Origin of the sequence: Paenibacillus antarcticus (assembly GCF_001637225.1) — a bacterium.
GTDB classification, from domain to species: domain Bacteria; phylum Bacillota; class Bacilli; order Paenibacillales; family Paenibacillaceae; genus Paenibacillus_AQ; species Paenibacillus_AQ antarcticus.
This window is the reverse complement of record NZ_LVJI01000018.1, coordinates 151817-175139: the sequence shown is the minus strand read 5'-3', so window position 1 is coordinate 175139 and position 23323 is coordinate 151817. Positions and strand designations below refer to the sequence as shown.

General features: G+C 40.8%; 22 protein-coding genes. All 22 read left to right on the top strand.

The window, feature by feature from the left end; all coding sequences use genetic code 11:
• Positions 1–46 precede the first annotated feature (46 nt).
• On the top strand, positions 47–928 hold the full coding sequence (gene dapA, locus PBAT_RS14030) for a 4-hydroxy-tetrahydrodipicolinate synthase (protein WP_068650584.1): 882 nt from the start codon (positions 47–49) through the stop codon (positions 926–928).
• Positions 929–1162: 234 nt separating this feature from the next.
• The gene (locus tag PBAT_RS14025) at positions 1163–2842 is read left to right on the top strand and encodes a ribonuclease J (RefSeq protein ID WP_068650583.1); all 1680 of its coding nucleotides are present in this window, start codon (positions 1163–1165) and stop codon (positions 2840–2842) included.
• Between the two features lie 227 nt (positions 2843–3069).
• Positions 3070–3843 carry a ClpP family protease gene (locus tag PBAT_RS14020; protein ID WP_068650582.1) on the top strand — a complete coding sequence of 258 codons (774 nt, stop codon included), beginning with the start codon at positions 3070–3072 and terminating at the stop codon, positions 3841–3843.
• Positions 3843–4064, top strand: a complete 222-nt coding sequence (locus tag PBAT_RS14015; protein WP_068650581.1) for a YlzJ-like family protein — start codon at positions 3843–3845, stop codon at positions 4062–4064. Before PBAT_RS14020 ends, PBAT_RS14015 begins: the two co-directional genes overlap by 1 nt.
• Before the next feature lie 80 nt (positions 4065–4144).
• Complete coding sequence (locus PBAT_RS14010; RefSeq protein ID WP_068650580.1) at positions 4145–6829, top strand: FtsK/SpoIIIE family DNA translocase; 2685 nt, start codon at positions 4145–4147, stop codon at positions 6827–6829.
• A gap of 218 nt (positions 6830–7047) precedes the next feature.
• The gene (gene sleB, locus PBAT_RS14005; RefSeq protein ID WP_068650725.1) at positions 7048–7860 is read left to right on the top strand and encodes a spore cortex-lytic enzyme; all 813 of its coding nucleotides are present in this window, start codon (positions 7048–7050) and stop codon (positions 7858–7860) included.
• Between the two features lie 122 nt (positions 7861–7982).
• A complete protein-coding gene (yfmF, locus tag PBAT_RS14000) occupies positions 7983–9263 on the top strand; it encodes an EF-P 5-aminopentanol modification-associated protein YfmF (RefSeq protein WP_068650579.1) in 1281 nt (426 codons plus the stop codon).
• 3 nt (positions 9264–9266) lie between these two features.
• Positions 9267–10547 (top strand): EF-P 5-aminopentanol modification-associated protein YfmH, encoded by a 1281-nt coding sequence (yfmH, locus tag PBAT_RS13995; RefSeq protein WP_068650578.1) that lies wholly within the window; start codon positions 9267–9269, stop codon positions 10545–10547.
• Positions 10544–11317, top strand: coding sequence for an elongation factor P 5-aminopentanone reductase (gene ymfI / locus PBAT_RS13990; protein WP_149466316.1), 774 nt, complete (start codon positions 10544–10546; stop codon positions 11315–11317). The genes yfmH and ymfI overlap by 4 nt, the downstream gene beginning before the upstream one ends.
• A gap of 101 nt (positions 11318–11418) precedes the next feature.
• Positions 11419–11676: a DUF3243 domain-containing protein gene (locus PBAT_RS13985; protein WP_068650577.1), complete on the top strand. Its 258-nt coding sequence runs from the start codon at positions 11419–11421 to the stop codon at positions 11674–11676.
• Positions 11677–11867: 191 nt separating this feature from the next.
• On the top strand, positions 11868–12644 hold the full coding sequence (locus PBAT_RS13980; protein ID WP_068650576.1) for a DUF3388 domain-containing protein: 777 nt from the start codon (positions 11868–11870) through the stop codon (positions 12642–12644).
• 45 nt (positions 12645–12689) lie between these two features.
• A complete protein-coding gene (locus tag PBAT_RS13975; protein WP_068650575.1) occupies positions 12690–13682 on the top strand; it encodes a helix-turn-helix domain-containing protein in 993 nt (330 codons plus the stop codon).
• A gap of 107 nt (positions 13683–13789) precedes the next feature.
• Positions 13790–13951 carry a hypothetical protein gene (locus PBAT_RS25620; protein ID WP_169810121.1) on the top strand — a complete coding sequence of 54 codons (162 nt, stop codon included), beginning with the start codon at positions 13790–13792 and terminating at the stop codon, positions 13949–13951.
• 132 nt (positions 13952–14083) lie between these two features.
• Positions 14084–14575, top strand: coding sequence for a YajQ family cyclic di-GMP-binding protein (locus tag PBAT_RS13970; protein WP_068580276.1), 492 nt, complete (start codon positions 14084–14086; stop codon positions 14573–14575).
• Between the two features lie 268 nt (positions 14576–14843).
• On the top strand, positions 14844–15431 hold the full coding sequence (pgsA, locus tag PBAT_RS13965) for a CDP-diacylglycerol--glycerol-3-phosphate 3-phosphatidyltransferase (RefSeq protein ID WP_068650723.1): 588 nt from the start codon (positions 14844–14846) through the stop codon (positions 15429–15431).
• Between the two features lie 179 nt (positions 15432–15610).
• Positions 15611–16861, top strand: coding sequence for a competence/damage-inducible protein A (locus PBAT_RS13960; protein ID WP_068650574.1), 1251 nt, complete (start codon positions 15611–15613; stop codon positions 16859–16861).
• Positions 16862–17100: 239 nt separating this feature from the next.
• Positions 17101–18162, top strand: coding sequence for a recombinase RecA (gene recA / locus PBAT_RS13955; protein WP_068650573.1), 1062 nt, complete (start codon positions 17101–17103; stop codon positions 18160–18162).
• A gap of 110 nt (positions 18163–18272) precedes the next feature.
• Positions 18273–19010 (top strand): regulatory protein RecX, encoded by a 738-nt coding sequence (locus tag PBAT_RS13950; protein WP_420848775.1) that lies wholly within the window; start codon positions 18273–18275, stop codon positions 19008–19010.
• A gap of 313 nt (positions 19011–19323) precedes the next feature.
• The gene (gene rny / locus PBAT_RS13945; protein ID WP_139331637.1) at positions 19324–20868 is read left to right on the top strand and encodes a ribonuclease Y; all 1545 of its coding nucleotides are present in this window, start codon (positions 19324–19326) and stop codon (positions 20866–20868) included.
• A 70-nt stretch (positions 20869–20938) separates the two neighbouring features.
• On the top strand, positions 20939–21733 hold the full coding sequence (locus PBAT_RS13940; RefSeq protein WP_068650572.1) for a TIGR00282 family metallophosphoesterase: 795 nt from the start codon (positions 20939–20941) through the stop codon (positions 21731–21733).
• A gap of 87 nt (positions 21734–21820) precedes the next feature.
• Positions 21821–22081 (top strand): stage V sporulation protein S, encoded by a 261-nt coding sequence (locus PBAT_RS13935; protein ID WP_068534754.1) that lies wholly within the window; start codon positions 21821–21823, stop codon positions 22079–22081.
• A gap of 231 nt (positions 22082–22312) precedes the next feature.
• Complete coding sequence (locus PBAT_RS13930; protein WP_068650571.1) at positions 22313–23269, top strand: dipeptidase; 957 nt, start codon at positions 22313–22315, stop codon at positions 23267–23269.
• Positions 23270–23323 lie beyond the last annotated feature (54 nt).

Genomic DNA, 23323 nt, shown 5'->3' with positions numbered 1-23323 from the left:
GCTTACGAAGTCAAGTTTCATACGGAAACTTTTAGGAGGAACGAAAGTGGAATTTGGCAGATTAGTTACAGCTATGGTAACACCATTTGATGATCAGGGTCGTATCAACTGGGATGAAACTGCCCAACTGATAGACTATCTTATTGAAGAACAAAAGTCAGATGCATTGGTTATTGCAGGAACAACTGGGGAATCTCCAACGTTAACCGATGACGAGAAGCTTGAACTCTTTCGGTTTGCAGTTGATAAAGCGGGAGAACGCTGTAAAATCATTGCGGGTACCGGCAGTAATAACACAAGTCATTCGATTCATTTGACACAAGAAGCGGAGAAGCTGGGTGTTGATGGGGTTCTGTTGGTAGTACCCTATTATAACAAACCGAGTCAAGAAGGAATGTTCCGTCATTTCGAAGCTATTGCCAATAGTACGCAACTTCCAATCTTGTTGTACAATGTGCCAAGTCGCACGATTGCTAGTCTATCAGTAAAGACAACCCTTCGATTAGCTGAGATACCTAACATTATCGGAACCAAAGAATGTGCTTCGTTGGAACAGATTACGTTACTAGTGTCATCAGCACCTGCTGATTTCAAAGTATATTCAGGTGATGACTCATCAGCACTTCCAACACTTGCTGTTGGAGGCTATGGAATCGTAAGTGTAGCCAGTCATATCGTAGGTTCAACAATGAAGGACATGATCAATGCTTATCTTGAAGGGGATGTAAGAACAGCAGCTAATCTTCATTTGAAGTTGTTCCCTATCTTCAAGGGATTATTTGAATGTCCAGATCCATTACCGAATCCTTCAGCCGTTAAATATGCTCTTCAATTGTTGGGACATGATGTTGGAGGCGTACGTCTTCCACTGATTGGTCCAAATGAAGATGAGGTAGCATTTATTAATAATCTTATTACTTTGGTATGATTTCTAAGCATAAAATAGACTTTTATGATTTCAATGAGCACCTCCTTGGAGGTGCTCATTTTTGAAAATAAAGGATTGTATACTAGGTGAGCTTAATACTCACATGTAAGATGACTTGTTTTTTCACTTTTTAATCATGTATAATGGGAGCAAGTGACTGGGTGCGGTATATTTTTGAAATATAATATAAATAATGGTACACGTCCAAAACCATACAAGGAGGGTAAGATTCAATTGTCTAAGAAACTAAATAACGATAAATTGACGATATTTGCTTTGGGCGGCGTCGGTGAAATCGGAAAGAACATGTATGTCATTCAATATGCAAATGACATTGTCGTAGTGGATTCCGGATTGAAATTTCCGGAAGAGGATATGCTAGGAATTGACATAGTTATTCCAGATATTTCTTATTTAACAGAGAATCGTGATAAAGTGAGAGGCATTTTGCTGACGCATGGACACGAAGATCACATCGGTGGATTACCTTACGTGTTGAAACACCTAAATGTTCCTGTATACGGAACCAAGCTTACGCTTGGATTGGTGGAGAATAAGCTGAAAGAAGCTAATTTGCTTGGAGAAACGAAGCGAATTCTGATCGATGAAGATTCCGAGGTACAAATCGGATCAACGATGAAAGCTACATTCTTCAGTACGAATCACAGTATTCCTGATTCTGTTGGTATTTGCATCGCAACGCCAGAGGGAAATGTAGTTCATACAGGAGATTTCAAATTTGATCATACACCTGTAAATGGTCAATTTGCTAACTTACAGCGCATGGCTGCTATTGGACAAGAAGGTGTACTTGCGCTTCTTTCAGATAGTACAAATGCTGAGAAGCCTGGATTTACCCCTTCAGAACGTAATGTAGGTATCGTACTCGAAGACATATTCCGCAAAGCTTCACAACGTGTTGTTATTGCAACTTTTGCTTCGAATGTACACCGTATTCAGCAAGTGGTTAACGCTGCTGAAGCTACGGGCCGCAAAATTACGGTTATTGGTCGTAGCATGGTTAACGTAGTATCCATTGCTTCGGAACTTGGATTCTTAATCATTCCAGAAGGAATGCTGATTGAACCAGAAGAAGTAAACAAGATGGCTGCAGATCGTGTTGTTATTTTGTGCACAGGAAGCCAAGGGGAGCCGATGTCTGCTTTAACACGCATGGCTCGCTCAACGCATCGTAAAGTAGATATCTTACCTGGTGATACCGTTATCATTGCGGCAACGCCAGTTCCTGGTAATGAGAAATTTGTAGGTCGTACCATTGATGAATTATTCAAACTTGGTGCTGACGTGATTTATAGTGGTTCCAATCCTGGAGTTCACGTTTCTGGTCATGGTAGTCAGGAAGAATTGAAATTAATGCTTAACCTGATGAAACCGAAATTTTTCATTCCGATTCATGGTGAATTCCGTATGCAACGTCGTCATGCATTGTTAGCTGAATCTGTAGGCATTGATTCCGATAATATCTTTATTACGGAGCTTGGAGAAATCGTTGAAATCGTGAATGGTTCAGCTCGTAAAGCTGGAAAAGTAACGGCAGGAAATGTATTGATTGATGGATTGGGTGTTGGAGACGTTGGTAATATCGTACTTCGTGATCGTAAACTACTTTCACAAGATGGTATACTAGTTGTCGTTGTTACACTAAGTAAACAGGATGGTAGTATTATGTCAGGACCTGACATTATCTCAAGAGGATTCGTTTATGTACGTGAATCTGAAGGACTTCTGGATGAAGCTAATCGTATTGTTTCTAGTACGCTTCAGAAGCTGATGAGTGAAAAGGTTAATGAATGGGCATCCCTGAAGACTGGTGTTAAAGATGCGCTAGGACGTTTCTTGTACGAACAAACTCGTCGCAGACCTATGATCCTTCCTATCATAATGGAAGTATAATTTTCAAATAAATAGACGACTAAATTAATTGTAAGCACACAGTCGCCCCTATTCCGCAGGCAATATTGGACGGTTCCCTGCGGAATAGGGGCATTTTATGCTTTTTTGAGAAGTTGTGAATTACCTTGAATTTAAAGTGTTAATACATAGTATAAATGTAGTGTCTTTTCTCCCATACTAGCTAGGCATGGTTACGACTCGTATGATGAAAGGAAGATGATAATAATATGGCGAAGCCATCCAATGATGAGAAGACTGGACAAATCCCGAAAGAACATTCTGAGACTGAACCACCTGATCAGCAACATGGTGCTACTACCGATGCCCAAGTGGTCAATACGATAGAGCATTTAGGACAAACAGCAGTACCCGATACTGAATCTAACATATTTTGCATGACGATTATTGGTCAAATTGAAGGACATGTCATACTACCTCCACAAAATAAAACAACTAAATATGAACACATCATCCCTCAACTTGTAGCGGCGGAACAAAGTAAGGAAGTGAAGGGTCTAGTTATTGTTCTTAATACGGTTGGTGGAGATGTAGAAGCTGGACTTGCTATTGCGGAGATGATCGCATCCCTTACGAAGCCAACGGTGACAGTCGTGATTGGTGGAGGACATAGTATTGGTGTACCCATTGCCGTTGCCTCGAGTTACTCTATTATCGCTGAAAGTGCAACGATGACAATACATCCAATCCGCCTTAATGGTCTAGTCATTGGTGTTCCACAGACGTTTGAATATATGGAGAAAATGCAGGAAAGAGTCGTTCAATTTGTAACTTCACATTCAAGAATTACTGCAGACAAATTTAAAGAACTCATGTTCAGAACAGGTGAATTGAATAGGGATATAGGAACAGCTGTTGGAGGAATAGATGCCGTTAAATATGGACTGATGGATGAAGTAGGAGGCATTGGGCTGGCTTTAGCTAAATTAAATGTACTCATTAGTGAGATGCAAGAAGTACAACAGCAAGGGAGGCTTCAATAATGACTTTATATACGATCATGCCCATGGATGTCATTTGGGAAGGTAGTTTCAAAGAGACTGAAGCAACCGTTGAGGTCATTGTTGAAAGTATTCTAATGCAGGTTATGCCAATGGATCAAGGTAATGCACAGATTGTGAGACTTTTGAATTGTTCTTTAAATGACTATTTGAATCCTTTGTATGCACCTGGACAAATGATTCGATATATTCCTTCTTTGTAAAAATGATCCTTTGGACTGATAAACAGAACATAGGTACCCACGGTTAATTATGGTATAATATTGTACCGGGGGTGACTTTTTTGGCCAAGAGACGAAAAAAGAAGAAGGCAATATTAAGTAGTATACTTAAATATGAAATTTATGGGATTATTCTCATTACACTATCTGTCATTGCATTATCTGGTGAAGCCACGGTCGGTTGGTCCCTATCCAAAATATTTGGACTCCTTTTAGGTAGCTTTTATTTTGTAGTTCCTCTTATAGGGGTTTATTATGGACTAATGGTCATGATTAATAGGAAGTGGCCGAACCGTTGGAACACGCGCAAAAGTGGGCTATTACTTGTTGTGCTCGCTTTAACTCTAATGAGTAGTATTTCCAGTATAGAAAGGAAATTAGCTCCTATATCGGATTTGAGTTCCAGTAGGATATTTGCTCAGGCACAATCTGACTTACACGGAGGATTGTTGACTTCAACAGATCAGATTGAACACTCCATGATGGATAAAGATATTGGTGGCGGATATGTCGGGGCTATACAGTATACTGCACTTTTTTGGTTGTTTGGAAATACGGGTGCTAAGTTATTAATGATCGTTATGTTCATTATTAGTTTTATGTTGGTCACGAACTTATCCTATATTGACTTGATGCGGATTGTCCGATCTAGGGTAGTGAAAGTCGTTTCATTCGTACATAAGCAATTCAGTATGCGTCAGACAGTAGGGAAGAAGACTTCTTCACCTGCAAGAGGGTTAGCGGAAAGAAACAGAAGGCTTCTTCCTGGTGACGAGGACGAGGACGATTTTGATGAAGTGGTCTTACCTAAAGTTAAGCGTAACCCACCTATATTCTTTCAATTGTTTGGTGGGAAAAGTGCCAAGTCTGAAAATTCTTATGCAGAAGAAGATGATGATTCTGATGACATCTCAGAAATCATTGAAATGGTCGAACCTGTTCAGCGCAAAGTGAAAAGGGGAAGAGTTGAAAAACCCTTACCAGCAGATGATTCATCCGCTCCAACGGATACATTTGTCGGAGAGGATGATCTTTCGCAGCACAAATCACCAGCAACGGTTCCGATTATACGTGATTTCTTCGAACATGTGAAGGCTGAAGGACTTGCTGATGAAGATGATTTGGAAGAGGCTTTTACAGGTCGGGAAGTTGCGGATCTTAAAGAATCAATTATGAAGAATCACGGTGAGATTTCTGGTGAACCGTCATTAGCTTTTGGACAAGCTTCAGAAGGAAATGTCATAGGGCAAGCCAATGCTGAGGGAATGAATGAGAATGGGGAAGAAGTTTCACTTGAGATTATTGCTCCAGTACCTCCTCCTAAACCTTATGTATTACCTCCCTTCCGTCTACTTGGCAAACCTAGTAATGCTGGGAAGGCCGGAGATCAGAATGATTACATGCAAACAGCCCGTAAACTTGAGGCTACGCTTGAGAGTTTCGGTGTACGCGCAAAAGTCATAGAAGTAGTACGTGGGCCTGCGGTTACTCGGTATGAGATCCAACCAGATATAGGGGTTAAGGTGAGCCGAATTGTCAACTTAACTGACGATATTGCATTGGCGCTTGCTGCTAAAGATATCCGGATGGAGGCTCCCATTCCTGGGAAATCTGCTATAGGAATTGAAGTTCCGAATAATGAAGTGTCTATCGTTACGATGCGTGAAGTGATGGAGACTGCATTATTCCAAGAGGCAGAGTCTAAGTTATCGGTTGCATTCGGTAGGGATATTTCAGGGCAAACCATTATTGGTAATCTTGCGAAGATGCCGCATCTTCTTGTAGCAGGTGCTACAGGTTCGGGTAAATCGGTCTGTATTAACGGAATTATAACGAGTATTCTTTATAAGGCGAAGCCTGATGAAGTGAAATTCCTAATGGTTGACCCTAAGATGGTCGAGCTGAACGTTTATAATGGCATCCCCCATCTTCTAGCGCCTGTTGTGACTGATCCCAAGCGGGCATCCTTGGCACTCAAAAAAATTGTGGTTGAGATGGAGAAACGCTATGAGTTGTTCTCTAAATCAGGTACTCGCAATATTGAGGGATACAATAAATTAATGCAAGAAAATTTACCAGCGGTACTACCTTACATTGTTGTCATCGTGGACGAGCTTGCAGATTTAATGATGGTTGCAGCTAATGATGTGGAGGAGGCGATCACTCGTCTCGCTCAAATGGCCCGTGCAGCAGGGATACACCTGATCATCGCGACCCAACGCCCTTCAGTAGATGTTATAACAGGGGTCATAAAGGCGAATATTCCTTCGAGAATTGCATTTGGAGTTTCTTCTAATGTGGATTCAAGAACAATACTTGATATGGCAGGTGCTGAGAAACTTCTAGGTCGTGGAGATATGTTATTCCTGCCGATGGGTTCATCAAAGCCGATTCGTGTACAAGGCGCGTATCTAACAGATCAGGAAGTAGAGAATATCGTGGATTATGTCCGTGATCAAGGTCAGGCTGTTTACGATGAATCTCTTGTTCCAGAGATTGAGGAGTCGTCTTCAGATCCAGAAGAGAAGCTTGATGAACTCTATGATCAAGCAGTACAAATTATACTTGAGGCGAAACAGGCTTCGGTATCACTCTTACAACGTAGAATGCGAGTAGGCTATACGCGTGCAGCACGTCTGATTGATTCCATGGAAGCACGAGGAATTATCGGACCCTACGAAGGAAGCAAGCCAAGGGAAGTGCTTTTATCGATGGAGCAATATCAACAGAATAGAATGAGTTCTTAAAGTGAAAAGAGTTTCCCATGGTCAGTAAGGGAAGCTCTTTTTTTCGTTCACATCTCCTATTTCTCAAGTAGATTCAAGTCCGTATGCAACATAAGGGGTTACCTAATTTAAGAACGTTTCTACTTACTTGTTGTGTAACATGCATAGGAAGCTAATGGTCAAGTCATAATACCTTTATGCATCTTGTAAAAACACAACAGAAAGGTAGAGCTAAACTGATGAACAAAACGAAAGGCTGGATCTCTATAGGATTGGTGCTTCTGTTGTCCATGTCTGTGTTCGGATTTATGAATGACACATCTCAAGCAGCTGTGGAGCCTATGAATGAGTTGTACGCTCCTTCGCAACCGGTATTTAGCACGAATGTATTTAAAGTTGGAACCTCAGGTACAGATGTATCTGAGTTGCAAGGACGACTGAAGTATTTGGGTTTTTATACAGGCAAGATTGACAGTACCTTTGGTTCTGGCACTTTGAAGTCTGTTAAATGGTTTCAATCTGAGTTCGGTATGAAGGTAGATGGCATAGTAGGAGCTAAGACCCAGTTGAAGCTTTACAATGCTACGAAAGATTGGAAGCCTTCGGCAGCGAACAATGCAGGAAATACTGCAACCGCCCCAAAAAAGGAAACGTCAGATAAGAAGACACCGATGGGATCTGCCAATTCGATGGGACTATCTGAGAATGATCTGAAGATCATGGCCAATGCTGTGTATGGTGAAGCGCGTGGTGAACCATTTGAAGGGCAGGTAGCAGTTGCAGCGGTTATTTTGAATCGAGTGAAGTCATCTGAATTCCCCAATTCACCTTCAGGCGTTATATTTCAGCCAAGAGCGTTCACAGCGGTAGCCGATGGTCAAATATATTTGGAACCTAACGAACAGGCGCGAAAGGCAGTACAGCAAGCTCTGAATGGATGGGATCCTTCAGGAGGATGCTTGTATTACTTTAATCCGAAGACAGCTACATCTCCGTGGATATGGACCCGTCCTCAAGTGAAAACGATTGGTGCACATATTTTCTGTATGTAACAAGAAAAGGGGCAATCGAAGGCTTGCCTTCGGTTGCTTCTTCACTTTGAGGTGGGTTAGAATGGATATTATTACGTTGTCAGAGTACTTTAACAATCTATGATATAAAGGAGATTGGGACCTTGAATAAGACAAGATTTGAACACGGTAGTGCAGGTCGACTGCGCATTCACGTATTACCTACCACGCGCTTCAAAACGTTCGCTATTTCTTTATATGTGGGAATCCCGCTTTCTGAGGAGACAGTGACTGCTACAGCGCTAACGCCATTTGTACTACGTCGGGGAACAGAGTCCTATCCTGAGACGACACAATTCCGTGAACGGTTGGAACAGTTGTATGGAGCAGGATTTGGGTTCGATGTATATAAAAGAGGCGATAACCAAATTGTTCAGTTTCGTATGGATACGATTAACGATACGTTTGTACAGAGTCAAGAGAGTCTTCTTGAATCATCCTTCGCATTTTTAGGCGAAGTCGTAACACGTCCTGTATTAGAAGATGGACATTTCAAGAACGCATATGTACAGGCTGAGAAAGAGAATGTACGTAAAAAAATGGAGTCGATTGTCAATGACAAGATTCGGTATGCTGCTGAGCGTTGCTTAGAAGAGATGTGCCGCAATGAGCCATATCGCTTACATCCGCTTGGACAACGGAAGGATCTAGATCATATTACTGCGGAGTCGCTTTATAAGTCATATCTGAATTGGCTGAACGAATCCAGTATGGATCTTTATGTTGTAGGAGACACCACACTTGCGGAAGTGAAGAAGTTGGTAGAAGAACACTTTGATTTAGATGCTACAAAACCTGTAGGTTATGTAAAGAATCAGTCTGCTCCTGCAGTGAGTGAAGTTCGAACCATCGTAGAGAAACTGGATGTCAATCAAGGGAAATTGAACTTAGGTCTTCGTACTACGATAACGTATGGAGATGAAGATTACGCAGCTGCACTGATGTATAACGGAATACTCGGTGGATATCCGCACTCTAAGTTGTTCTTGAATGTTCGAGAAAAGGAGAGCTTAGCTTATTATGCTTCTTCACGTTACGATGGTCATAAAGGACTCGGGACCATTCAATCAGGGATAGAGGTTCAAAATTATGATAAAGCTGTTGAGATTATTCGCAATCAGCTGGAGGAAATGCGAACCGGTGAAATCACAGAATTAGAGATGTCACAGACGAAGGCTATGATTCGCAACTTGTTGCGTGAAATGGATGACTCTGCATTTGAAATGATATCTTTTGACTTCAATGGCCAATTATCTGGAAAAGAGCGTACAGTAGATCAACTTGTTGAACAGATCGAGGCTATTTCAGTGGAGGATGTTCGTAAGGCAGCCGCTACATTTGAATTGGATACGATCTATTTCTTAAGAGGGCAGAAGGAGGAATAGCAGATGCAAAGTATACAATACGATAATTTACAAGAAACACTGTATTACGAAGTCATGGATAATGGCCTCCATGTGTATGTTCTTCCGAAACCGGGATTCAACAAGACATATGCGACTTTTGCTACGAAATATGGATCTGTTGATAACCATTTCCGTGTAGAGGGTCAGGATGAGGTAAAAGTACCTGATGGGATTGCTCATTTCTTGGAGCATAAAATGTTTGAGGAACCTCAGGGAGATATCTTTGCCACGTTTGCTTCCCAAGGAGCTTCGGCAAATGCATTTACGAGCTTTGATCAGACGGTGTATCTCTTCTCTGCTACAGAGAATATTGAAGATAATTTGGAGACGTTGATCAATTTTGTGCAAAATCCTTATTTCACAGATCAGAATGTAGATAAAGAAAAAGGAATTATCGGTCAGGAAATTGGAATGTATGAGGATAATGCAGACTGGCGTGTTTATTTCGGTCTAATTGAAGCCATGTACAAAGTTCATCCTGTTCATATTGATATTGCGGGTACAGTAGAGTCGATTAGCACTATTACGAAAGAGACATTGTATTCTTGCTATAATGCTTTTTACCACCCGAGTAATATGCTTTTATTTGTAGTGGGTGGGGTTAAGCCTGAGGAAGTATTTGAACTGGTAAGAAATAACCAAGCGAAGAAATCATATGAGCCGCAAGGCACAATTGAACGTTTCTTTGATCAAGAACAAGTAGAAGTGGCAGAGAAGAAACGTATAAAGAAACTAACGGTCTCAATGCCTAAGTGTTTATTTGGTTTTAAAGAGAAGCGAGTGGGATTTGTTGGTGATGCTCTATTGAAGCGGGATCTTACGACCAAAATTATGCTTGATTTACTGTTTGGTTCGAGTACGCCATTATATCAAAAGCTTTATGATGAAGATCTCATTTCGGACAGCTTTGGATATGAATATAACAGTTCTCCACAATATGCGTTTTCTATCATTGGTGGTGACACAAGAGATCCCGATGTGCTACTTCAAAGAATTCGGGAAGAAGTGGATGTTATGGTTAAGGTAGGCTTTAAGGAATCTAATTTCGAACGTTCTCGCAAAAAGAAAATGGGCGGATATTTACGGATGTTGAATTCTCCCGAGAATATCGCACATGAGTTTACTAAGTATCAATTTCGTGGTAGCGATTTCTTCTCCGTCTTACAAGTGTATGAGTCCATTACATTAAATGATGTAAATGATTGCTTGCAAGAGCACATTGACTGGAACCAGGTTGCGGTATCGGTCGTGGTTAATCCTTGAACAATGAGGTGGGGAGAGATTGGACTAAGCCAATTGGAGAAACGACGGTTCTGATTACAGGGGCCAGTAGGGGCATTGGAGCTGCTATTGCTGAGCGTTTTGCATTAGTGGGTATGAATGTCGTTATTCATTATGGAAAGTCCCATGAAGAGGCAAATGACGTGGCGCGTCGGTGTATGTCCCATGGTGCGACTGTTCTAACAGTAACGGCAGATTTGAAGGATCGAGAACAGATATGTCGTATGCGTGACAAACTTCAAAGTCATGGCTTGATGCCGGATATCCTGGTGAATAATGCAGGGATATCGCATTACGGGATGCTTTCAGATGTAACAGAGGACATATGGGATGATGTAATGTCTACTAATCTTAAAGGCATGTTTCTTTGTACGCAGGTCTTTATGCCGCATATGGTTTCCCAACGTTATGGACGGATTATTAACATATCATCCGTATGGGGGATTTCAGGTGCTTCCTGTGAAGTTCTTTACTCTACAAGCAAAGGGGGCGTTAATGCTTTCACGAAAGCCTTAGCGAAAGAACTTGCCCCTTCCGGAATCACAGTTAATGCTGTAGCTCCTGGTGCAGTGGATACATCGATGATGGATCACTTACATGATGAAGAGATTAAAATGCTTGAAGAAGAAATACCTGCCGGGAGATTGGCTCGGCCGGATGAAATATCTTCTCTTGTATATTTTCTCGCGCTCTCGGAATCGGGCTATATTAACGGACAAGTGATTAGTCCTAACGGTGGTTGGATCACTTAAGTAAATTATTCCAGTTCTAAACTGAATAATAAAGGTTAAACGAGGTCATATTACAACTGTTGATTTTAAATCTCATGCGTCACAGCTAAGGAGGATTTAATATGTCATCAACAGTGCTTAGAAATTTTGACACATGGAAAAAGTTCTTGGGTGAACGCGTAGTTCAAGCTGAGAAACTGGGGATGAGTGAAGATACCATCTCTAAATTAGCTTACGAAATCGGCGATTTCTTAGATGAAAAAGTCGATCCGCAGAATCCTTCCAACCGAGCACTTAAGGAATTGTGGGAAGTTGGAAACAAAGAAGAACGGCAGACTGTTGCACGATTAATGGTGAAATTAGCCAAAAAAAATGCATAATTCCATGAGAAAAGCTCCCATATGGGGGCTTTTCTACAATCATTACAGAGATGACCTTGCCTTTCATATTTATTTTATATATCATTAACATGACCCATGAATAGGTCGATATAAATATAGCCTCTTCCAAGTTTGGGATTGGGGTCTGTTTTGTCGAAAATATGGGAAACGTGTTAGGTGAGGTGTTAAAAATGGAGTCGAAACAGTCGAATCAGTGGTATATGGAATATAAGATACATAAAAACAGGCCAGGATTACTGGGAGACATTGCTTCTTTACTTGGGATGCTGGAAGTCAATATACTTACAATCAATGGAGTAGAGGGCGAAACTCGAGGCATGCTTCTTGAAACCGATGATGAAGAGAAGATCCAACTTATGGGAGCTATGCTGAAAAAGGTGGATAATATAACTGTTTCTGCATTACGACCTCCAAAACTTGTCGATAGATTGGCGGTACGTCATGGAAGGTATATAGACCGAGATTCAGACGATCATAAAACGTTCCGGTTCACCCGAGATGAACTGGGTTTACTTGTTGATTTTCTTGGTGAAATATTTAAAAGGGAAGGTAACCATGTCGTTGGGTTAAGAGGGATGCCACGTGTAGGTAAAACGGAGTCTATTATAGCCGGTAGTGTTTGTGCGATGAAACGGTGGACGTTTGTATCTTCAACATTGCTTCGTCAAACGATTCGAAGTCAGCTGTCTGAGGATGAAATGAATCCAAACCATGTTTTTATTATTGATGGGATTGTAAGTACAATAAGGTCCAGTGAGAAACACTATAATTTATTACAGGATATTATGAGTATGCCTAGTACCAAAGTGATTGAACATCCAGATATTTTTGTTCAAGAGTCTGAGTATTCCTTTGATGATTTTGATATCATTATTGAACTTAGAAACACGCCAGATGAAGAAATTGTATATGATTCATTTACGAATGCTTATACGGAAGATTTATGAACGAACTCTAATCCCATAAAATCATAAGAATTAGGAGGTGATGGTATGTCTGAACTAGGTCAGCAGTTAAGGGAAGCCAGACTCGAAAAGGGAATGAGCCTTGATGATGTACAGGAAATGACGAAAATTCGAAAGAGATATTTAGAGGCCATCGAGGCAGGTGACTATAAAGTTCTTCCAGGAAATTTCTATGTTCGAGCATTTATCAAGACTTATGCCGAGACGGTAGGTCTTAATCCTGATGAATTACTAGAAGGACACAAGGAAGTGTCATTATCTCAGCCTGAAGCGACAATGGAACCGGTTATTCAGAAACGTTCAAGTAATCGACCTCCAACGGAACGTAATGTGAAATGGTTGTCTACCGTGCTAATGTGGACTTTTCCTATCTTGATCATTGTTGTTATTTATTTATATGTTTCTTCCTTAGATGAGAAGCCAAGTGATAAAACCGTGGATTCTGGTCAAAAGATAACGGGAGACATACAGGATCCAAAGGATGAGCCGGTAAAAGAGCCTACGGGCAATGGTGGAGATGCAATTACCCCTCCGGATACCAATGGCCAGACGGGAACAGACCTACCGGTAGAACCTCCAGTAGAAGAACCTCCAGTAGAACAGCCAATTACTGTGACTGAAGCGGGGAAAAAAGGTAAAGATACTATTTTTAACGTCTCAGGATCAGATACGACGCAAATCCCAGTTGTGATCAAAGCAACAGGCGAGAGTTGGGTTGAGATTTATAGAGGAAGCAATTCTAAAGGTGAGAAACTTTACTTTGGTAAGACCAAAGACGGAGAGGTTTTAAATCTTGAAATGGACAATCAAGGAATGTATATTAAGTCAGGATATTCCCCAGCTACCGAAATTATGGTTGCAGGACAGATTGTAAAGGATGGAAAAAGCACATCGAGAATTCTACTTAAGCGTGAGACTACAAGTCAGGGGTCTGACACAACTACAGATGCAACTACAGACACAACTACAGACACAACTACAGATGCAACTACAGATGCAACTACAGAAATAACACCGTAGAAAGTCTAATGTAGGTTCAGGCGAATAAGGATCACTTTTATCGGAAATAATAAGGCTGAAATTGGTGTTTGAGTCTTTTTACTTCCAAGATGAGTGAGGCGTTGTATATGACAGTAAGCTGGATTGTGACAGGGTTGGGCATTATAGTTAGTCTTCTTGGCTATTATTTAACGCCGAGTTCATGGGGCTACGGTATATTAGGTTTTGGTGTCGCACATATTGTATTAGGGGTGTTGGACATGTTCCGACAACCATCTAGATCCCGATAACTTGGATGCTTCAAAAAAGGTATTCCTGTCTATGAGGTGTTTTCTCAAAAGGAGTACCTTTTTTGTTGGACATGGACTTCATTGCAAGAATCATATATTATGACAGATAGTCAGTAGAGAGGACGTGGAATAATGAGTTCAGAAAGTTCTTTTGATATCGTATCCAAATTTGATTTAAATGAAATGAATAATGTCATCACCCAAGCAGAAAAAGAGATTGAAACTAGATTTGACTTCAAAGGGAGTAAGAGTAGTCTAAAGTTAGATAAAGATGCTCTTGTCATTATTTCGGATGATGAATTCAAGCTGAATGCAGTTATTGATATTTTACAGTCAAAGATGGTCAAACGAGGATTAACACTTAAAAATGTAGAATACGGTAAAATTGAACCAGCTTCTCTGGGAACCGTAAGACAGAAATTGACCCTGAAACAAGGGATTGACCAAGATAATGCTAAAAAAATCAATGTACTGATACGTGATTCTAAACTAAAAGTGAAGAGTCAGATTCAAGGTGATCAAATTCGCGTGACTGGTAAAAGTAAAAATGATTTGCAAGCGATTATGCAGCTCTTACGCAAAGCGGAACTCTCTTTGGATCTTCAATTTACGAACGCCAAATAGTAGATGTTAATATGGCAGATTGTCAAGATAACATATGATAGCTCTTGACAATCCGTCATGTAAATAATTATTTGGATATGTTTATTGGTGGGCAAGAGTGCCTTTTTGACACTGTTTAACCCATATATTATACTTATAAAGATTATTAGGGAATAATGGGTTATATCATTGGGGGAGCATGGAGAATGACAGAGAGAGTCCAGATAATGATGTTAAGTTGCGAGAAACTTTTGGTGGATTCAAAGTTTATACACAGGGAGGTTATCCTGTGAATCTACCCAATCGTATTACGATAGCTAGGATATTTCTAATTCCTGTTATGATGGTGTTTTTGTTGGTTGATTTTAACTTTTATCCTAACCCTATCGTGTGGCATTCCTATCAATTACCCTACAACCAACTGATCGCTGTAATTATTTTTATTATTGCGGCTAGTACGGATGGAATTGATGGTTATCTTGCACGTAAGAATAATATGGTAACCAATCTAGGGAAGTTACTTGATCCCTTAGCGGACAAATTATTGGTAGCTGCCATTCTTATTTCTCTTGTAGAGATGGGGAAATGCGACAGCTGGATTGCAATTATTATTATTAGTCGTGAGTTCGCTGTCACAGGGCTTCGACAGATTGCTTTACTCGATGGTAAGGTAGTTGCTGCAAGCAGTTGGGGAAAAGCCAAAACCGTTATACAGATCGTTGCGATAATCGTTATGCTTATTAACAACTTCCCGTTTGTTTTCCTTAATATTCCATTTGATATTATAGCGACTTGGGCTGCGGGCTTAATCACGTTATACTCTGGGATCGATTATTTTGTTAAGAATAAGACATTGTTGAATTTGTCTAGAAATTAGCATTTGGATATAATACGTGATTTAAATGGGGCAGTAGGATATTTTCCTATTGTCTTTTCTTTCGAAACAGTGAGCACCTCAAGAGTAGGCATAACTATTTTCGGTACGTAAACATGTCGTCCTTCGCTAAGAGTCGAGTAAGCTTTACTTGCTTTAATATGAAGAGGAGGTTCTTAAGTATGAAGGCAGAGATCATTGCAGTAGGTACAGAATTACTATTGGGACAAATCGTGAATACAAATGCTCAATTCTTGTCAGTAGAATTAGCAACGCTTGGAATTGATGTTTATTTCCAAACCGTCGTTGGTGATAATATGACCAGGCTTCAGGAGTCCATCCAATTGGCAAGTCAGCGCGCGGATATCATTCTATTAACAGGTGGTATTGGGCCTACACAAGATGATTTAACTAAGGATGCTCTTGCAGCTTTTTTAAGAAGGGAATTACATATTGATCGTCTTGCCATGGATCATGTGGCACAATTCTTTACAAAGCGCGACGTGCATATGACGGAGAATAATCGGCGTCAAGCCTTGGTGATTGATGGGAGTACCCCTCTTCCCAACGCGACAGGTCTTGCAGTAGGTAACGCTCTTTCACATGAAGGGAAATACTATATTATTCTTCCTGGCCCTCCGAAAGAAATGGCTCCTATGTTCCATGAACAGGCTAAGCCATGGTTGCTGCAGCATGCACTTACAGATGAAATGCCAATTTATTCTTCGATGTTAAAGTTTGCTGGTATTGGAGAATCTTTACTTGAGGACCGACTGTTAGATTTAATTCAGAATCAAAGTGACCCAACTATTGCGCCTTACGCTAAAGAGGGCGAAGTCACGGTTCGGATATCAACAAAGGCTACTAGTGAACAAGAAGCGATGATTAAGCTCAATGCGTTAGAGAAACAGATTCAGTCATTACTTCCTGAACATATGTATGCTAGTGGAGATATACCTATAGAGAAGGCTATTGTTGATCTAATGACTGATCAGGGGAAAACTTTAAGTGCAGCGGAAAGTTGTACCGGAGGTCTATTGATGGAAAGAATTACATCAGTACCAGGTAGCGCGACGGTCTTCTTAGGCGGGATTGTATGCTATTCTAATCAGATGAAAGAAAAGTTACTAAACGTACCTCACGATTTACTTGAAGGAGAAGATGCTCCAGGAGCTGTAAGTGCGGAAGTTGCACAAGTGCTTGCAGAACAAGTAAGAATGATTACGGATACGGATTATGGATTGGCAATTACTGGTGTTGCGGGTCCAGCTTATTCCGAGCGCAAGCCAGTAGGACTTGTATATATTGCCATTGCCGAGCGGGACAAGAAAACGGAAGTGTACGAGCTGAATTTAATAGGTAACCGAGAGACCATCAGGGTTCGTACAGTTAAAAGTCTGCTGTACCGTTTATGGCGAATAATCGTAAACTGATAAGCTTTAAACACGATAGTTGAAGGATCAATATCAATCGTAGTATACTAATAATCATACGGAAGAACCGTAGCAAAATAGATATTTTGCTACGGTTCTTTTTCTATCCTATAGACCCGTAACAAAAGGGGAAGGGGAATAGATCGCTCAAAAAAACGAATGTATGTTCGAAAAAATGCTTGGCAAACGTTTAGAAACAAGGTATCATTATATTATAAATATTGAAGGATGTGAGTCTATTGTCAGATCGTCGTGCAGCGCTGGATGTAGCGCTTCGTCAAATAGAGAAACAATTTGGTAAAGGTTCCATTATGAAGTTAGGTGAGTCAACACACATGCAGGTGGAAGTTACTTCCAGTGGGTCTTTGGCATTGGATATTGCATTGGGTGTAGGTGGATTTCCAAGAGGTCGTATCATTGAAGTATATGGTCCTGAATCATCGGGTAAGACAACTGTAGCTCTACATGCAATCGCTGAAGCTCAGAAGGCTGGCGGAACAGCTGCTTTCATTGATGCTGAGCATGCATTGGATCCTAAATATGCTAGTAATTTGGGCGTTAATATTGATGAATTACTTCTGTCACAGCCTGATACTGGTGAACAAGCATTAGAGATCGCTGAAGCATTGGTTCGTAGTGGAGCAGTTGATATTATTGTTATTGACTCAGTTGCTGCTTTGGTACCTAAGGCAGAAATTGAAGGTGAGATGGGTGACTCCCACATGGGTCTACAAGCTCGTCTGATGTCTCAAGCTCTACGGAAGCTATCAGGTGTTATTAGTAAATCTAAGACCACTGCGATTTTCATCAACCAGCTTCGTGAGAAGATTGGGGTTATGTTTGGTAATCCTGAGACAACGCCAGGTGGACGGGCCTTGAAGTTCTATGCCACGATGCGTTTGGATGTACGTAGAGTAGAGAGTATTAAGAACGGGAACGACATTGTAGGTAATCGTACGAAGATTAAAGTTGTAAAGAACAAAGTAGCGCCACCTTTCAAACAGGCTGACGTTGATATAATGTATGGTCTAGGTATTTCCAAAGAAGGCGGCATTGTTGATATTGGTACAGATATGGATATTATTAACAAGAGCGGTGCTTGGTACTCTTATGAAGGTGAACGTTTAGGCCAGGGTAGAGAGAATACAAAGCAATACCTGAAGGATCATCCTGCAGTCTCAGAAACCATTGAGAATAAAATTCGGGAAGCTAGCAATTTAACGAATACCTTTACTCCTCCAAGCGATTCAGAGAAAGAAAAAGATGAGTTGGAAGAGCAAGAATTGTTGGAAATGGAATAGATCTTATAACTATTGTGAATTGAATTTTCATTATATGAAGGACGCCCATATACGAATCACAATGGGCGTCCTTTGTCTTGTACATATTCTCTTGGAATAAGGAAGGAAAGATGACTATGATAGAATTGAATGATGATCTTCAAGAACAGGAAAGTAGCGTTATTTCCCAATTGCCCGAGGATCAAGAGTTAATTATTACAGGCGTAGAACGTGAACCCAAACAAAAATATAGGTATCTAATATCTTTTGGACAACATGTTCTGTCGATTCATGAGGATATCATGATTAAATACAGAATGATTAAGGGGAATACTTTTTGGAAACAGGAGTTAGAAGAAATTGTACTATCTAATGAGAAACAACTGGGATATGTTCAGGCTCTTAAATACTTAGAGAGAAAGGCGCGTACCTCTAAGGAGATACAGATTAGACTGAAAGAGAAAGAGACCTCGCAGGAGGTCATTGAGGACGTGCTAGCGCGTCTGACTCGTGAAGGTCTAGTTAATGATGCGATATATGCTCAGCAGTGGGCAGAACAGCGAATCACGAGCCAACGTAAGGGTAAAGCTTGGGTCAGGCAAGAACTGAGACAAAAGGGTGTAGATAAATTACTGATTGCAGAAGCACTTGATGGGGTGAGTCCGGATCAGGAATACCAGAGTGCGCTTCTTATGGGTAGAAAGAAGTGGAATCAGACAAAAGGTGAGTTGTTAGATAAGAAAAGAAAGACAGGTTCTTACCTAATGCGACGTGGTTTCTCTGGTGAACAAGTTAGACGGGTACTGAACCAACTTATTCAAGAAGATGAACTACAGGATATAGATGATGACAATTTTGAGGATGAATAGTAAGAAAACATGAGATTAAGAGTGATTCCCTTGACAATATCTTTTCACAAATACTAAAATGAAATAGAATCTATATTCGTATGAAGAATCTTTTTCCTTCCAAAAGAGGTTCTTACTTATGAAAGATTTTGTCGAGCTATTCCCATGAATGAATTTATTGCCAGTGGTTGGCGGACAGTACACATCTGAATGTGTACAAATTATCTGTACTGATAACTGATTTGTAGTATGATGAGTAAGTAAGTAAGTAATGAATAACAACTGTAGAAGATTCCAAGGATTTCTTGGAGGAACAAACGAGGAGGTGAAGAGGATGTTGAATACCTTGATTTGGGTCTTGATCGTTCTCTTCGTAGCCGTGATCTTTGGGTTCGCCGGTTATTTTATTCGCAAATCTATTGCAGAAGCTAAGATTTCCAGTGCTGAAGAAGCTGCCGTTCAAATCGTGGAGAGCGCGAAGAAGGAAGCAGAAGCAGTGAAGAAAGAAACGGTACTAGAAGCTAAGGATGAAGTCCATAGAATTCGGTCCGAAGCTGAAAAAGACACTCGTGAACGCCGGAATGAAATTCAACGGCAAGAACGTAGATTGCTGCAAAAAGAAGAGTCGCTGGATAAAAAAATGGAAGCATTAGAACGTAAAGAAGAACAAGTGGCTAACAAAGAGAAACGAATTGAAGAAACCCAGCAACAAATTGATACGATTTATAAGAGCCAATTAACTGAGTTAGAACGAATTTCGAATTTGTCTACTGAGGATGCAAAAAGTATTATCTTAACCAATGTAGAACAAGAAGTTCGTCACGAAACTGCGCAAATGATTAAAGACATTGAGCAACAAGCGAAGGAAGAAGCAGATAAGAAATCACGTGAAATTATTACATTGGCTATTCAACGCTGTGCAGCCGATCACGTTGCTGAAACGACAGTATCTGTCGTGACACTTCCAAATGAGGAAATGAAAGGACGAATTATCGGACGAGAAGGTCGGAATATTCGTGCTCTTGAAACCCTTACAGGAATTGACCTTATTATCGATGATACGCCGGAAGCTGTTATTCTGTCAGGATTTGATCCGATTCGCCGAGAAATCGCTCGTACGGCCCTAGAGAAATTAGTAGCTGATGGTCGAATTCACCCAGCGCGTATTGAGGAAATGGTCGAGAAGTCCCGTAAAGAAGTAGACGAACGGATCCGTGAGTACGGTGAGCAAGCTACCTTCGAGGTAGGTGTACATGGATTACATCCTGATCTAATTAAAATTATGGGTCGCTTGAAATTCCGTACAAGCTATGGTCAGAACGTTCTGAAGCACTCTATGGAGGTCGCTTATCTAACAGGATTGATGGCAGGAGAGCTTGGGGAAGACATAGTACTGGCTAAACGTGCAGGACTATTGCATGACATCGGTAAAGCGCTGGATCATGAAGTGGAAGGATCACACGTTGAAATTGGCGTGGAACTAGCGAAGAAATACAAGGAACATCCAGTAGTTCTTAACAGTATTGCTTCTCACCATGGAGATGTCGAAGCAACTTCGGTCATTGCTATGTTGGTGGGCGCAGCAGATGCTTTGTCAGCTGCTAGACCCGGAGCACGTAGAGAGACATTGGAGACTTACATTAAGCGCCTCGAGAAGTTGGAAGCGATCGCTGAATCATTTGAAGGTGTGGAGAAATCCTTTGCCATCCAAGCAGGACGTGAAGTTCGCGTAATGGTACATCCAGAGAAGATTGATGATGTTGAATCGTTCCGTCTAGCACGTGACATTACGAAGATGATCGAGAATGAATTGGATTATCCAGGACATATTAAAGTAACTGTCATCCGAGAAACTCGTGCGGTTGAGTACGCTAAATAATGTTAAATATGAAAAGTGGCCACATTGGGGCCACTTTTCATATTGTTTATATTGAAGGAGGAGAACGGAAATTAACGTTTTATTTATTGGAGATATTGTTGGAGAAGTTGGAAGAAAAGCACTTAAAGCTATGTTGCCCGTTTTGAAATCTAAATATAACCCACACATCATAATTGCGAATGGTGAGAATTCAGCTGCTGGACGAGGAATTACAGAGTCCATTGCAAATGATTTCTATAATTGGGGTGTCCATGGGATTACCATGGGTAATCATACGTGGGATAATAAAGATATATTTGAATTTATAGATGATGAACCACGAATGATTCGTCCGGCTAACTTTCCACCGGGGACGCCTGGACTTGGACATACCGTTATTAAAGCGAATGGTAAAGAACTTGCGATCGTTAATTTACAAGGGCGTACTTTTCTCCCTCCAAGTGACTGTCCGTTTCGTAAAAGTGATGAAATTGTTGAAGAATTACGCAAGAAACATAAGTGCATCTTGGTTGATTTCCATGCCGAAGCGACTTCTGAGAAGATATGCATGGGTTGGCATTTAGATGGACGAGTATCTCTTGTTGTGGGAACCCACACGCATGTTCAGAGTAACGATGATCGAATCTTGCCGGGTGGTACGGCATATTTAACGGATGCGGGTATGGTTGGACCTAGAGACGGAGCTTTAGGTATGGAAAGAGAAGCGGTCATTCATAAGTTTGAGACCCAATTGCCGGTACGCTTCGTAGTAGATACAGGGAAATGGCACTTCCATGGTGTATTTGTACAAATTGATGAGGCAACAGGTAAGGCTACAAAAATAGAGAAGATTCGCTTGGAAGAAGATCAGTGGATTATGGAATAACAAAAAGAAGGTATTTTTTCTCCTCCTCGGAAATAACATCTAGTATGTGGATGTGAACCATCATCATTCCCAGGGGAGGATCAACCTATGGATGTATTAAAAGTTTCAGCTAAGTCCAATCCTAATTCGGTTGCTGGTGCGCTTGCTGGTGTTCTGCGTGAACGCGGCGTTGCTGAATTACAAGCGATTGGAGCCGGTGCTTTGAATCAAGCAGTAAAAGCAGTAGCTATTGCCCGGGGATTTGTTGCACCTAGCGGAGTCGATTTAATCTGTATTCCAGCATTTACGGACATTGTGATTGATGGGGAAGATCGTACGGCAATTAAATTAATTGTTGAGCCTAGATGATAAGCGTGACTCATATGTTGTGAACCTGTTTACTTTTACAAAAGGTTGAACTTACCCATAGGGTGAAGTTTTATCTTTGACCAAGGTAACAGGTTTTTTTGGAATATAAGGAAGGGTACGGTTGGATACGTTACTCTTATATTTCTGAAGTGACGGCGCCCCCGCCCTTAAGGGATGGTGCAGCCGTTTCTTCTTGCATAGCTATAACATGCTAAGGGAGTTGAAGCATACATGGCAGGTGTGGTGGATTTTCATTGTGATGTACTCTCTAAAATGACAGAAAATACGACGATGACTTTTTTAAATGATAATAGACTAGATGTTACATATGAACGATTACAACAAGGTGAGGTTATGCTTCAGTGTTTCGCTATTTATTTGTCAGAGAAGTGGGGGCGACCTCGATTTGAATATATATTGAACGGCATTGACGTCTTTCGTAATCGGGTCATCCCAGTGGGAAATGGTGTAGAATGGCTCCGTTGGAAGGAAGAAGTGAATCAGATTGGTAATGGGAAACCTTGGGGTATGCTGTCGATCGAAGGTGCGGATGGGCTGGAGGGTAATATGTTTAATGTGAAGACGGCGTATGAGTTAGGCGTACGATTTCTTGGATTAACGTGGAATTATGCGAATTGGGCTGCGGATGGTGTACTTGAACCAAGGAATGGAGGGTTTACAAGAAAAGGAAGACAACTTGTTGAATTGTGCAATGATATAGGGATGTTGTTAGATGTATCCCATTTGTCTCAAGGAGGGTTCTGGGAATTAGTATCAATGACCAAGAGGCCGTTTATTGCATCTCATTCGAATGCTTATGCTATATGTTCACATGCTCGAAATTTGAGTGATACACAAATTCAAGCAATTGTAGAAATAGATGGCAGAATTGGCCTAACTTTTGTACCAATGTTTGTTAAGGAAGGTGTGAGCGTAGTAACTCCTCGGGATCTAATACCTCACATTGAACATATGTGTGAGCTTGGAGCAGAGAAACACTTAATGTTCGGTTCTGATTTCGATGGGATTGATTCTTGGATTGAAGGGTTAGAGCATCCAGGGAAGTACCCAAAATTGGCTGAACTATTACTACAATATTATTCGGAGAAGCAAGTGAATTCTTGGTTGTTTGGTAATGCATTAACTTATTTGGAGACAAATCTACCAAGGAAGTTAGCAAATGACTAATTAAAGGATTGAATAAATTGAATTTATAAGTAAACAATATGGCAATCATGTAAC